This is a genomic window from Streptococcus infantis (genome assembly GCF_047463655.1).
GTDB lineage: Bacteria > Bacillota > Bacilli > Lactobacillales > Streptococcaceae > Streptococcus > Streptococcus infantis_Z.
Genome location: NZ_JASHDM010000004.1, coordinates 1 through 13847, shown reverse-complemented (window position 1 = coordinate 13847; position 13847 = coordinate 1). Strand labels below are relative to the sequence as shown.

The window sequence follows — 13847 nt, the reverse complement described above, 5'->3', positions numbered from 1 at the left end:
GTTATTTTTTATTGCTCTACTTCTGTTAGCTTAGCAGCTTTTTCAAGATAAGTTTGGTAAGTTCCGTCATCTTTCAGTTTTTGGATGACCTTATCAACTACTTCCTTCAAATCTGAGTTACCTTTTTTGATAGCTACAGCATTTGCTTCGCCTTCTTTCATAGTCAAGCTTACTGTAGCCACTGCCAAATCTGAGTTCTTAGCAGCATAGCTTAGTGCTACTGGCTCATCCATATGAACGGCATCAACTTTACCAGATTGGAGCTCGTTGACTGCTTCTCCCATGTTTGTCAAAGAAGTCAACTGTGCCTTTGGAAGTTGCTCTTTAACCATAGATTCAGGAACAGTTCCTTTCTGAGCTGCAATATTAGCACTTGCTAGAGAGTCCAAACCCTTGTATTTTTCAAGATCTGATTTTCTGATAAGGAAGCTAATTTTATTTTCATAGTAAGGAATTGAGAAATCAAAGACTTCTTGTCTTTCTTCAGTTGCACTGATTCCCGCAATTGCTAGGTCTGCTTTTCCTGTTTGAAGACTGGTCAAGACATTATCAAAACTCATACTTGAAATTTCCAATTTCACTCCAAGTTCATCAGCGATTGCTTGCGCCATGTCAATATCCGCACCTACGACTTGGTTTTTACCATCCACAAGTGCTTGAAACTCAAAGGGAGCATAGTCGGGACTAGTTGCGATCACTAATTTTCCTTTTTGCTTGATGGCCTCCACTGCAGACTGCGAGCTTGAACTAGACGATTGGCAAGCTACCAATAAGAAGCTTGCAAGAAAACTACATAAGACAAATATCCATTTTTTAAAATTCATAAATAAACAACCTCTCTGTTAATTTTGTATAATTATAACTCTATCTACTTCGTTTGTCAAGCATATTCCAAATTTTTATGAAAAATTTTCAATTTTTGTTTCAAAAAAAGAGCTTTTACTTACTAACAAGCTCCTTTTTTTGCATAATTAATCAATTTTACAATTCAACAATCTTACCTGTTTCAAAGTAAACAACCCATTCACAGATATTTTTTGCATAGTCACCGATGCGTTCCAAGTAAGAAATGACTTGGAAGTAATCACGACCTGTGACGATAGCTTCTGGGTTCTTTCTAATTTCTTCAGTTGCAAGATCACGAATATTATCAAAGTAATGGTTGATATTTTCATCCATGGTTGCAACTTCATAGGCTTGATCCACAGAACCATTCAAATAAAGTTCTAAAGCGGCTTCAACAAAGTTTTTTACTTCACGACCCATTTTTTTAATTTCTTCTTCAACTGCAGGGATACGCTGCTCACCCTTCATACGAATCGTTGCTTTTGCGATAGATACTGCATGGTCACCCATACGTTCTAAGTCTGACACAGCTTTTAGAACTGTTAAAACTGTACGTAAGTCTTGTGAAACTGGCTGTTGTAGGGCAATCATTTCAAATGATTTCTTTTCAAGTTTCACTTCGTATTCGTTTACTTCTGCATCTTCCTCAATGACTTCTTTAGCCATGTCACGGTCATGCGTTACAAAAGCACGTACGGTACGATTGATTTGGGAAAGAACTTCTTGTCCCATAGCATAAAACTGATTATGCAATTTCTCTAAATCTTCTTCCAATTGAGAACGTAACATCATTTATCTCCTTATCCAAATTTTCCTGAAATATAATCTTCTGTTTCCTTGTGTTGTGGGTCGAGGAACATATCCTTGGTATCGTTAAATTCAATCAAATCTCCATTGAGGAAAAAGCCTGTCTTATCGGAGATTCGAGATGCTTGCTGCATAGAACGAGTAACCAAGAGCATGGTGTATTTGTCTTTTAGACCATACAAGGTTTCCTCAATCTTACCAGCAGAAATAGGGTCCAAGGCTGAAGTTGGTTCATCCAAGAGGATGATTTTAGGGCTAGTCGCCAATACACGTGCCACACAAACACGTTGTTGTTGCCCACCTGAAAGACCAATAGCAGAATCATGCAAACGGTCCTTGACTTCATCCCAGATTGAAGCACGTTGTAAAGCCTTCTCCACTGCTTCATCTAAGACCTGCTTGTCTTTTTCCCCATTTATACGGAGGCCATAAACGACATTTTCATAGATAGACATAGGAAAAGGATTGGGTTGTTGGAAGACCATACCAATTTCTTTACGTAATTCAACTGTATCCGTACGAGGACTATAGATATTGTGCCCATTATAAACCACTGATCCAGTTGTCGTCACTTCAGGATTAAGGTCACCCATTCGGTTAATAGCCTTTAGAAGTGTTGATTTTCCAGATCCAGACGGACCGATAAGTGCCGTAATTTCCTTGGGTTGGAACGATAAGGAAACACTATTCAAGGCCTTCTTTTTATTGTAATAGACTGACAGGTCTGAAACCTGTAAAATCGGTTCTGTCATACTGTTCCCTTTCTAACCAAAGTGTCCAGTTACATAGTCATTTGTTGACTGTAGCTTCGCATTTTGGAAAATATTAGATGTCTTATCATACTCAATCAAGTCACCCAGGTAGAAGAATCCTGTATAATCACTAGCACGCGCAGCTTGTTGCATACTGTGAGTTACGATGATAATGGTAAATTCCTTCTTCAACTCCAGCATGGTTTCTTCAAGTTGAGCTGTCGCAATCGGATCCAAGGCTGATGCTGGCTCATCCATCAAGAGGATATCTGGTTTCACAGAGATTGCACGAGCGATACAGAGACGCTGTTGTTGACCTCCTGAAAGAGTTAAGGCTGACTTATGAAGGTCGTCTTTAACCTGATCCCAGAGGGCGGCCTGACGAAGAGAGGTTTCTACAATTTCATCAAGGACTTTCTTATCCTTAACACCTGCACGTTCATGTGCAAAGGTGATGTTGCGGTAAATAGATTTAGCAAATGGATTTGGACGTTGGAAAACCATTCCGATATGTTTACGCATTTCATAAACATTGATCTCAGGGCGGTTGACGTCTATTCCCTGATAGAGAATTTGTCCTGTAACCTTCGCAATATCAATAGTATCATTCATACGATTGAGACTGCGTAGGTAGGTTGATTTCCCAGATCCTGATGGACCAATCAAGGCCGTAATTTTATTTTTTTCAAATTGCATATCCACGCCCTTGATGGATTCATTTTTACCGTAGTAAACATGTAAATCCTTCGTAGAGAGGGCCACTTTTTCTTCTGGAAAAGTAATGATATGCCTTTCATCCCAATTATATTTTGACATGGCTTCTCCTTTAGGCAGCGGTTAATTTCTTATGTAGATAGCTTCCGAGTTTTCGTGCTCCAAAGTTAAAAATCAAGATAAAAATTAAGAGCACCGCAGCAGAACCCGCTGAAACAAGTGTCCCATCAGGAATAGTTCCTTCACTATTGACTTTCCAAATATGAACAGCCAAGGTTTCTGCTTGACGGAAGATTGAGATTGGACTGGTTACACTGAGAACATTCCAGTTTGACCAGTCAAGAGCTGGCGCAGATTGTCCTGCAGTATAGATAAGAGCCGCAGCTTCACCAAAAATACGACCTGAGGCAAGCACAATACCTGTTACAATACCAGGTAGGGCTTCGGGGATAACGACATGAAGAACTGTTTCCCAACGAGAAAGCCCAAGCGCCAAACCAGCCTCACGTTGCGTATGGTGAACGTGTTTCAAACTGTCTTCAACATTACGCGTCATCTGTGGAAGGTTAAAGACAGTCAAAGCCAAGGCACCAGAAATAATTGAAAATCCATATTCAAACTGAACTACAAAGATGAGGTAACCAAAGAGACCGACTACGACTGATGGCAGTGAAGACAGAATTTCAATACAGGTACGAACGAAGTTGGTAACACGACCTTTTTTTGCATATTCAGCCAAATAAATTCCAGCCCCCATTGATAGAGGTACAGAGATGAATAAGGTAATGACCAAAAGGAAGAAGGAATTATAAAGCTGGATTCCAATACCACCACCTGCTTGGTAAGAAGATGATTTTCCAGTCAAGAAGGACCAAGAAACATGAGGTAAGCCTCGAACCAAGATATAGAGAATCAAGGAAGCAAGGATGGTCACAATGATTCCTGCGATGGTATAGAGGACAGCTGTAGCAAGTTTATCTAATTTCTTAGCGTGCATAGTTTTTCTTTCCTCTTTCTTTCGTAATCAATTTAATCACACTGTTAAAGGCCAGGCTCATCAAGAGCAATACTAAGGCTAGTGACCAAAGAACATTATTATCAACAGTTCCCATAACAGTATTTCCGATACCCATGGTCAAAACAGAGGTTAAAGTCGCAGCAGGTGTTGTTAGTGAAGTTGGGACAACGGCTGAGTTTCCGACAACCATCTGAATAGCCAGGGCTTCACCAAAGGCACGCGCCATTCCGAAGACTACTGCCGTAAAAATACCTGAACGTGCCGCCTTCAAGGTTACACGCCAGATGGTTTGCCAGCGAGTGGCCCCCATAGCCAAACTAGCTTCACGATAATGACGAGGCACCGCACGTAGGCTATCTGTTGTCATGAAGGTTACAGTCGGCAAAATCATAACAAAGAGAACGAAAATTCCTGATAAAATACCAAAACCTGTTCCACCAAAGACACTACGTACAAATGGTACGACGACCTGCAATCCGATAAATCCATAAACTACTGAAGGAATCCCGACTAGGAGTTCAATAGCAGGTTGCAAAATCTTTGCCCCTTTTGGTGATACTTCTGTCATAAAGACTGCAGCCCCAATGGCAAATGGTGTTGCAATAAGAGCTGATAGGATGGTAACAATAAAGGAACCTAAAATCATCGGAAGAGCACCAAATTGTTTCCCTGAAGGGTTCCAAGTCTGTCCAAATAAAAATTCAAAAATGTTAACACCATTGACGAAGAAGGTAGATAACCCTTTCTGAGCCACGAAAATCAAAATCATGGCTACAATAATGACAATCAAAGAGAGACAGGCAAAAGTTAGCCCTTTTCCTAATTTCTCAAGACGAGAGTTTTTTGAAGGAGAGAGCAATTTTTTAGATAATTCTTCTTGATTCATTATTGGCTCCCTTCTATTGCTGTCACAGTACCTGCAGCATCTTTTTCAACCTTCATTTCCTTAACTGAAATATAACCCATTCCTTTAACGATTCCATTCTGAGCTTCGTCTGAAAGGACAAAGTTTAGGAATTCGGCAACCAATTCATTTGGCTCACCAAGTGTATACATATGTTCATAAGACCACAAAGGCCAATTATTCGTGGTTACATTCTCTGAAATGGGTTCATAACCATTGAGTTTGATAGTCCCAACTGAGTCATCAACATAGGCAAAGGCTAAGTAGGAAATGGCTCCAGGGGTTTGAGAAACAATTGATTTGACCATCCCGTTTGAATCTTGTTCCTGACTTTGCATTGCTGATTGCCCATCCATGATCACACTGTCAAAAGTCGCACGAGAACCTGAACTTGCCGCACGGTTGATAATAGAAATGGCTAAATCTTTACCACCGACTTCTTTCCAGTTGGTAATTTCTCCTGTGAAGATTTGTCGGAGCTGATCCGTCGTTAGATTATCAACATCTACTTCTTTATTGATAATAACAGCCAAACCTGCAACAGCTACCTTATGGTCGACCAATGCTGAGGCATCAATACCGTCTTTTTCCTCCGCAAATACATCGGAGTTGCCGACATCTACTGCTCCTGACTGAACCTGCGACAGTCCTGTACCAGAACCACCACCTTGAACATTGACTGTTTTTCCGATGTGAGCTGATGCAAATTCATCTGCAGCCGCCTCGACTAAAGGTTGGAGAGCAGTTGAACCAACAGCCGTCATAGACTCCCCACGATCAATCCAACTTGCACATCCTACTAACGAACCAGCAAGTAAAAGAGTCGCAAGAGAGAGTGTGAGTTTTTTAAATTTTTTCACTATTTGTCTCCTTGAAAATAATGATGAATAGCTTGGAATTTCGCCCTATTTTTCTATGTTTTATGCAAAAAATCCATACTTCCACTATAACATAGAATACTGATTTTGACTAGTTTTTCACCTGAAACCTCAAGCCCTTAGGGAAATAATTCTTCAATGTATTTCCTGTCACTTTTGCAAAACCCAAACCATTTCCAGCAACCAAAACTTGGTACCACCCATTTGGCAAAGTTTCAGATAATTGAACTGTTTCACCAGCTACATATTTGACAAAGTCCTCTTGATGAATTTCAATTCCTTGATTGACTTGACTTGGTTTCAAAGCTAGGCCAAGTGCAAAACTTGGTTCAAAACGTTTTTTCTTAAAGGTTCCAAGATGAAGTCCGTTTCGTGCAATTCTTAGTTTTCCTAAATCTGGTAGACCTTCAGGCAAGAGATACAGTTGGTCTCCAAAAGTCTGTAAAATACCTGGCAAATTAATCTTTAGGTGTTTTTTTTCAAAATCTTGCCATAAACTCAACTGTTCGCGACTGAGATTAGTCTTAGAAGGCTTGAACTTGCCTGACTTGTTTTGTCCCTTAAACTGAAGATGAGCAACAAATTGGCCTTCTCCCTTAAAACGATGTGGGTACATCCGAGCTGTCTCTGGAAAATCAATCCCAGGAGCCATACCATTGATAGGTTCGATTGGAATCAATTCAAAATCATAACTATCCAATAACCATTTGATAATTTCTTCGTTTTCTTCTGGGGCCCAGGTACAGGTTGAATAAACCAAACGGCCACCATCAGCCAACATGGTGACCGCATCCTCTAGAATTTCACGCTGCAAGTCAGCACATTGGCTTGGATATTCTACACTCCAATAATCCATAGCATCTGGCTGTTTTCGGAACATCCCTTCTCCAGAGCATGGTGCATCTAGGACAATTAGGTCAAAATATCCTTTAAATACTTTAGCCAAACGATCGGCAGATTCATTGGTTACAACTACATTTGATGCTCCAAACCGTTCCATATTTTCAACCAAAATCTTAGCTCGCTTGCTAGAAATTTCATTGGAAACAAGTAGTCCTTCGCCTGCAAGATAAGCTGCCAGTTGAGTTGATTTCCCACCGGGAGCCGCTGCCAAATCCAAGACCTTCATGCCTGGTTTTGGTTGAGCTACTTGTGCAACCATTTGTGCAGCAGGTTCTTGGGAATAGACCAAACCTGTTACATGCTCAGGTGATTTCCCTGAAACCTTGCCATAATAGCCCCAAGGTGTATGTGGAATAGCATCTGAAAAAGAAACTTGACTTTCTTTTAAGGGATTGATGCGAAAGGCAGAAACTGCCTCATCATCAAAAGAGGCAAGAAAAGCTCTTGCCTCATCTCCCAATATTGCTTCATATTTTTTTACAAATCCTTCTGGAAATTGCATGTAAGTTTATTTCCTTTCATAGATATAGGATTGGATTTCTGCCAACTTGTCTGTTGGAACCATCATAATTGGTTGTCGTGTCTGAAAATCCACCGGCTCTCCAGTTAAGGTAACAATCTGATAACCTAAACTTTTTCCAATGATACCAGCTGCAGCATAGTCCCAAGGTTGGAGATAGGTGATATAGGTCAATAGCTGACCAGATAATATTTTTGAAAAACTAATAGCCGCACTTCCATAGATACGTACACCAAGTGAAGCATTAGCCAATTCTGCCACACCCCAGGCGTTTGTTTCCAACATGCCAGCATTACTCGCAATTAGAAAATCTCGCAAGGGCTTATCCTTAAAACTAGGCAAGGGTTCTTCATTGAGACAGGCATGAAAAGCACCTCCTCCATGATAACAATAACCTTTCATGACATCATAAATAATCCCAAACTGGCCCACACTATTTTCAAAATATGCTACCATAATGGCAAAATCATCACCTTGTGCAACAAAGTTGTTGGTACCATCAATGGGATCAATGACCCAAACAGATCCATGTCCAACTGAAGCACGTAGACATCCCTCTTCTGCACAAAATTGGTCATCAGGATAACGCGAACGAATTTTATCAACTAAAAAATTCTGAACTTCCTTGTCCAAACGAGTCACCAAGTCTGTAGGGGATGATTTTCTCTCAATATGCAATTCTTCCTGCATATGAGCTAGAATATAGTCTCCTGCTTCCTTGACAATCTCTTTGGCAAACATAAATTTATTTTCCAAGCGAAATCTTCCCTTCCCCTTGTTCTTTGGCCAATTGGACAGCTCGATAGAAGGAGTAACCACTCGCAGTTTCAAATTCACGGCCCAAGCGTTTTTCTTCACTCTTGCTTGGAACAACCGCTTTGAATCCCTTATAGGAATCTAGTAGTTTTTTTGCCTCTACCTTAGTCTCATAGGCTGCTTCAACATCATTAAAAAAAGAAAGCACTGAAGCAAGTTCTTCAGTGCTCCACGACAAATCTAGTGGGTAACTATACTGTTTATTCATCTAATTAATACCAGCTCTCAATGTAGCTTCTTTCAGTTCTTGTTTACGGTAACTACGAGGGAGAAAAGCACGAATCTCATCTTCATTAAAACCGATTTGCATCCGCTTTGCGTCAATAATAATCGGACGACGCAAAAGACTCGGATACTGCTCAATTAAATGAAGCAACTCCGATACTGAGATACTCTCTACATCAATATTCAATTTTTGAAAAATCTTTGAACGAGTCGAGATGATGTCATCAGTACCATTTTCGGTCAAGGAAAGAATGTGTTGCAGTTCTTTTCTCGTTAAAGGGCTGGTCATAATATTATGCTCTTGGAAGGGCACTTTATGATTCTCGAGCCAGGCCTTTGCTTTACGACATGATGTACAACTCGGTGATAAAAATAGTGTAATCATGCTTTCCTCTTCTTTACATACTTTTCTATTCCTATTATACAAAAAAATAAAGCGCTTGACTAGTTATTTCCGTAAAAAAACCTACTTTTTCAAGAAAAATAGGTTTTTTAGAATCAAATGTGAATGTTTTGCTTAAAAGTAGAAATATTCATGTTACAAACGATAGTTTTTTCCTAGATTTTATTTGGAATCAGTAATACTTTTCTTCACTTATCTATTTGTTTTTCTACTCTGTAGGTACAGAAATCCAAAAATCAATTCATACAAGCAGAAAAATAGAAGAAAGGCATGGAGGAAAAAGTTCTCTGGTAGGATAAGAATGACAGGATCCTTTGCCGGATCAAATAGCCAGGTATCATCACCTACAAAAAGAATTTGATGAAACAAAGTAAAGAATTGTTCAAAACCAATGAAGACACCAACTAAACCAAGAACCAAAGGTAGAGAAAGTATGATTAAGAGTGCTCTACGATAAAGTGGCAGAAAACCTTTCTGAATAACTTGCTTCCAAAAAAGATAGAAAATCGGTAGAGTTACTACTGCTACTCCTTGAGCAAGATGGAAAAGTCCCTTCACAACTGCAAAATGATGGATTCCAGATGCAGATGAAGGAAAATCTGGCATTTCCAATGCTTGATTTAATGGATTGGTCAAATAATCCATCAAAACATTAAAATTATGCTGGATAGTCTGAGGTTGGAAAGGAACACGACTTGTTAGGTGTAACCAAGAAATTTCCAGAGGATAGACCAACCAAGCCAGGTAAATGGTCAATAAAATAGCAAGCGAGAGGAGAAAGAGAATACTTCCTACAAAAGTAAACTTAGTTTTCATCGAAATCCCACTCCGCTAGACTTGAAAGGACATGAGTTGGTGCAATTGGCAAGTCTGCTACTTCTTCAGGTTTTGTAAACCCTGTCGTTACCAAAAGACTAGGAATGCCATTGTCAATACCAGCTCGAATATCAGTAAGATAATTATCCCCCACCATAACGATTTCTTCGCGCTCTAATCCTAGGTGTTCAACAGCCTTGTCCATAATAATCGCATTAGGTTTTCCAATATAAACTGGTTTTACACGAGTTGCTGCTTCAAGAAGAGTAATCAGTGAACCGGCACCAGGCAAAAGTCCACGTTCCGTTGGAATATTTAAATCTGGGTTGGTACCGATAAAATGAGCACCTTTATGGATAGCTAGGGTTGCCGTAGCAAATTTTTCATAGTCTACTTGCCAGTCCAAACCAACAACCACATAGGCTGGATTTTCTTTATCTTCGACATACCCTGCTGCTTGAATGGCCTCCTTTAGGCCTGCTTCTCCGATGACATAGACTGTCTTTTCAAGTCCTAGGTCATTCATGTAATCAATTGTAGCTAAAGTTGCAGTATAGATCGTCGATACAGGGGTGTCAATGTTAAACTGATTGGCTAACATCTCTTGAACACTTTCAGGTGTACGAGTGGTGTTGTTTGTTACAAAAAGATAAGGAATCTCTCTTTTTTGTAACTCGTGAACAAAAGCCTCTCCCGCAGGGATTCTATCTTTCCCCTTATAGATTGTTCCGTCTAAATCAATTAAATATCCTTTATAAGTCATATATTTCTTTCTAATCTTTGTTAATTTCTTGCCAAGTTATCTTTGCTTGAGCATTGATATCGCCATCACTTGAGACTTGGTGATTGCTCTCTAGTCCATTCAATTCATAACTAGAAGTAATCATTCCGCCTGGTCGAACTTCCTTGACATATTTGAGGTTGATTTTTTTAGGGATATGATTAGTCAGGAAATCAGCTCCCATGACCTCAAAAATCCAGTCTAGGTATTTGCTGTTATTGACGTGACCATTCATATCTAAGTCATAGAAACGAACGTGGTAGTCCTTGCTTATCGCTTCTTCCAGCTCTGTATATTTTGGCCCACGGACCAGTTTCTTAGAAAACTCAGATTGGTAAGGAGCGACAATTTCTGATACTACAGGATGAACCTTTCGACTCTCACGGTCCATAAGGACAAAGGTAGCTACCATATGAATGATTTCTTGACCATCTTCATCATAAATAGTAAATCGGCGGTAGCAAAAGAGACGATTATAGGTCAAAGCTTCTGTTTCAATGGTGATTTCCTCAGCAAAACGAGGCAAATGAACCACGTCAATATCATAATCTGTGATAATCCAGACCAGATTATACTGTTCTAAAACATCCTTGTCACTCACTCCCAGTTCAATTGACTGCATTCCTGATACCTGGAGGGACAATAAGATAAGGTCTGGTAGCTTGATATGGCCATTCATGTCAGCCATATCAAAAGGAATTTTCATCTTCATTTGATAAGTTAAGCCCATAATTCTACTCCAATATAAATCGTTCTGCTACTGTATCTCCTAAAAAGAGACCTCTCTTGGTCATGCGAACACGGTCACTATCAAGCTGCACGAGACCTTGTTGAATCAAGTCTTCGACGATTTCTCCATACAGTTCCTGGAAAGACCGTTCGAATTTTTCTTCAAAGCGTGCCATCGAAACTCCTGACTTCTTGCGAAGGCCGAGAAACATCTCTTCTTCCATTTGCTCCCTTTGACTCAGGTGTTCTTCATTGATACGAGCACTTCCCTCTTCTACCGCCTTTAAATAATGGCGGATAGGACCATGATTTTTATAGCGAACACTATCTACATAGCCAGACGCACCTGCACCTATTCCATAATACTCGGCATTATCCCAGTACATGAGATTATGTCGACTTTCAAAGCCAGGCTTAGAAAAATTAGAAATTTCATAGTGCTCAAAGCCAGCTTTTTCTAGCTCTGCAATGATATACTCAAACATCTCTGCTTCTAATTCTTCCTTAGGAAGTGGTAATTTCCCTCGTCTCATGCGATTCATAAAGACCGTATGATTTTCCAAAATCAAGCTATAGAGGCTCATATGAGGAATATCAAGGGAAATAGCCTTGGCAACATTATCCCTAACCTGGTCCATAGTCTGACCAGGAAGTGCGTAAATCAAGTCAATGGAAATATTATCAAAACCAGCAAGTTTGAGACGATCGATATTTTCATAAATATCCTTTTCCGTATGACTACGCCCAATTTTTTTCAGCATTTTGTCATCAAAGGTCTGAACTCCTAGTGATACACGATTAACTGCAGAATTTTTCAAAACAGCAATCTTATCAGCATCCAGGTCACCAGGATTAGCCTCAATGGTTAACTCTTCCAACATTGATAAGTCCAGGTTTTTAGTCAATCCATCTAACAAAACTTCCAATTGAGAAGCAGACAAGGCAGTCGGTGTCCCACCACCAATATAGAGTGTACGCAATTTTCGAATATCATAAGAATGAAATTCTTGCAGTAGATGCTCTAGATAGCTGTCTACTGGCTGATTTTTAATAAAGACTTTTGAAAAGTCACAATAATAACAAATCTGTGTGCAAAACGGAATATGCACATAGGCTGATGTCGATTTCTTATGCATAGTATTTATTATACCACAAAAGCGAACAATACTTAGAATTCCGTTTAACAAAATCCTAGCATTGTTCGCTTTCTTTATCTAAACATTCTTTTTATTTTATGACTAACACGATTCCCAGAACCAATCTAGTTTGTCTTTATAACACAAAAGAATGAATGTTTATTTAACTAAATTTTTAGTCTTCTTTTTTCTTTCCCAAAGCAAGTCCGAGACCACCTAGAATACCAAGAAGACCTAGAGATGCAAGAGTCGCATTTGATTCTGTTCCTGTATTTGGCAACACATTTTGAGAATCATTTGACTTAGCTCCATTATCAACAGTAGTCTTAGTATCTACCTGATATGCATTCGGAGTAACTGCATTTGGAGTTGGAGTAGCTGGTGCTGGTGTATCTTGACCAGAACCTCCATTAGTATCAGGTGTCACTGGTGCATCTGGAATTGGATCTGTTGGTGTTGCTGGTGTTACCTTACCTGGTGTTGTTACTGGAACTTCAACAGCTGGTTTACCTGGTTCAGTAATCTTACCTGTACCTGGAACTTTACCGTCTGGTAATTCACTGTTTGGTACTTTACCTTTACCATCTTCACCGATTGTTACAGTGATTGGACCATCTTCACCTGGGATTTCTACCTTAGTTCCTGGTGGGAATGTTGAGCCATCTGGTTTCTTAGGTGTTACTGTAACGTCACCTGTCTTAGGATCTTGTTCAACATCTACTGTTGGTGTCTTACGAGCTGGTGTTGTTACATCTACTGGTTGTGATGGTTTCTTGTTCGGTTCGGTTACTGTTCCTGTACCTGGGACATCTTTCTTAGGAAGGTTGCCATTTGGTACTTCACCTGAACCATTGTCGCCAATTGTTACTTCGATTGGTGTGTTGTTTTCACCTGGAATCACTACCTTGCTGCCTGATGGGTATGTTGAACCATCTGGTTTCTTAGGCGTTACAATCGCATTTCCATTTGGTTTGCGTGTGATTTCAATCTCACTTGGTGTTTCAGTTGTTGGAGTATTTGGTGTTACCTTACCTGGTGTTGTTACTGGAACTTCAACAGCTGGTTTACCTGGTTCTGTAATCTTACCTGTACCTGGGACATCTTTCTTAGGAAGTTTGTCATTTGGTACTTTACCTTTACCATCTTCACCGATTGTTACTGTGATTGGGTTACCATCTTTACCTGGGATTTCTACCTTAGTTCCTGGTGGGAATGTTGAACCATCTGGTTTCTTAGGTGTTACTGTAACGTCACCTGTCTTAGGATCTTGTTCAACATCTACTGTTGGTGTCTTACGAGCTGGTGTTGTTACATCTACTGGTTGTGATGGTTTCTTGTTCGGTTCGGTTACTGTTCCTTTTCCTGGGACATCTTTCTTAGGAAGGTTGCCATTTGGTACTTCACCTGAACCATTGTCGCCAATTGTTACTTCGATTGGTGTGTTGTTTTCACCTGGAATCACTACCTTGCTGCCTGATGGGTATGTTGAACCATCTGGTTTCTTAGGCGTTACAATCGCATCACCATTTGGTTTGCGTGTGATTTCAATCTTAGCTGGTTTTTCAGTTCTTGGTGCATTTGGTGTTACCTTAGCTGGAG

At 39.9% G+C, this 13847-nt stretch carries 16 protein-coding genes; all 16 read right to left on the bottom strand.

Annotated features, from left to right (window positions below; all coding sequences use genetic code 11):
• Positions 1–8 precede the first annotated feature (8 nt).
• A complete protein-coding gene (locus tag QM877_RS04650; RefSeq protein ID WP_414317737.1) occupies positions 9–824 on the bottom strand; it encodes an ABC transporter substrate-binding protein in 816 nt (271 codons plus the stop codon).
• Positions 825–981: 157 nt separating this feature from the next.
• Positions 982–1635, bottom strand: a complete 654-nt coding sequence (phoU, locus tag QM877_RS04645; protein WP_414260125.1) for a phosphate signaling complex protein PhoU — start codon at positions 1633–1635, stop codon at positions 982–984.
• An 11-nt stretch (positions 1636–1646) separates the two neighbouring features.
• Positions 1647–2405, bottom strand: coding sequence for a phosphate ABC transporter ATP-binding protein PstB (gene pstB / locus QM877_RS04640; protein WP_414317736.1), 759 nt, complete (start codon positions 2403–2405; stop codon positions 1647–1649).
• A gap of 12 nt (positions 2406–2417) precedes the next feature.
• Positions 2418–3221, bottom strand: a complete 804-nt coding sequence (gene pstB, locus QM877_RS04635; protein WP_414317735.1) for a phosphate ABC transporter ATP-binding protein PstB — start codon at positions 3219–3221, stop codon at positions 2418–2420.
• A 10-nt stretch (positions 3222–3231) separates the two neighbouring features.
• Positions 3232–4116, bottom strand: coding sequence for a phosphate ABC transporter permease PstA (pstA, locus tag QM877_RS04630; protein ID WP_000543058.1), 885 nt, complete (start codon positions 4114–4116; stop codon positions 3232–3234).
• Complete coding sequence (gene pstC, locus QM877_RS04625) at positions 4106–5023, bottom strand: phosphate ABC transporter permease subunit PstC (protein WP_049509826.1); 918 nt, start codon at positions 5021–5023, stop codon at positions 4106–4108. The genes pstA and pstC overlap by 11 nt, the downstream gene beginning before the upstream one ends.
• Positions 5023–5901 carry a phosphate ABC transporter substrate-binding protein PstS gene (locus tag QM877_RS04620; protein ID WP_049530895.1) on the bottom strand — a complete coding sequence of 293 codons (879 nt, stop codon included), beginning with the start codon at positions 5899–5901 and terminating at the stop codon, positions 5023–5025. The genes pstC and QM877_RS04620 overlap by 1 nt, the downstream gene beginning before the upstream one ends.
• 109 nt (positions 5902–6010) lie before the next feature.
• A complete protein-coding gene (locus tag QM877_RS04615; protein ID WP_414317734.1) occupies positions 6011–7324 on the bottom strand; it encodes an RsmF rRNA methyltransferase first C-terminal domain-containing protein in 1314 nt (437 codons plus the stop codon).
• A 6-nt stretch (positions 7325–7330) separates the two neighbouring features.
• On the bottom strand, positions 7331–8098 hold the full coding sequence (locus QM877_RS04610) for an inositol monophosphatase family protein (RefSeq protein WP_414317733.1): 768 nt from the start codon (positions 8096–8098) through the stop codon (positions 7331–7333).
• Positions 8088–8366, bottom strand: a complete 279-nt coding sequence (locus QM877_RS04605) for a UPF0223 family protein (RefSeq protein WP_045763367.1) — start codon at positions 8364–8366, stop codon at positions 8088–8090. The genes QM877_RS04610 and QM877_RS04605 overlap by 11 nt, the downstream gene beginning before the upstream one ends.
• Complete coding sequence (locus tag QM877_RS04600; RefSeq protein WP_045763368.1) at positions 8367–8768, bottom strand: Spx/MgsR family RNA polymerase-binding regulatory protein; 402 nt, start codon at positions 8766–8768, stop codon at positions 8367–8369.
• A 210-nt stretch (positions 8769–8978) separates the two neighbouring features.
• Positions 8979–9602: a TIGR01906 family membrane protein gene (locus QM877_RS04595; protein ID WP_414317732.1), complete on the bottom strand. Its 624-nt coding sequence runs from the start codon at positions 9600–9602 to the stop codon at positions 8979–8981.
• The gene (locus QM877_RS04590) at positions 9592–10365 is read right to left on the bottom strand and encodes a TIGR01457 family HAD-type hydrolase (protein ID WP_414317731.1); all 774 of its coding nucleotides are present in this window, start codon (positions 10363–10365) and stop codon (positions 9592–9594) included. Before QM877_RS04590 ends, QM877_RS04595 begins: the two co-directional genes overlap by 11 nt.
• Positions 10366–10375: 10 nt before the next feature.
• Entirely contained in the window at positions 10376–11113 is a 738-nt protein-coding gene (locus tag QM877_RS04585; protein ID WP_414317730.1) for an acyl-ACP thioesterase domain-containing protein, read from the bottom strand.
• Positions 11114–11117: 4 nt separating this feature from the next.
• The gene (gene hemW, locus QM877_RS04580) at positions 11118–12248 is read right to left on the bottom strand and encodes a radical SAM family heme chaperone HemW (RefSeq protein WP_414317729.1); all 1131 of its coding nucleotides are present in this window, start codon (positions 12246–12248) and stop codon (positions 11118–11120) included.
• Positions 12249–12423: 175 nt separating this feature from the next.
• On the bottom strand, positions 12424–13847 hold a 1424-nt coding region (locus QM877_RS04575), incomplete at its 5' end, for an LPXTG cell wall anchor domain-containing protein (RefSeq protein ID WP_414317728.1).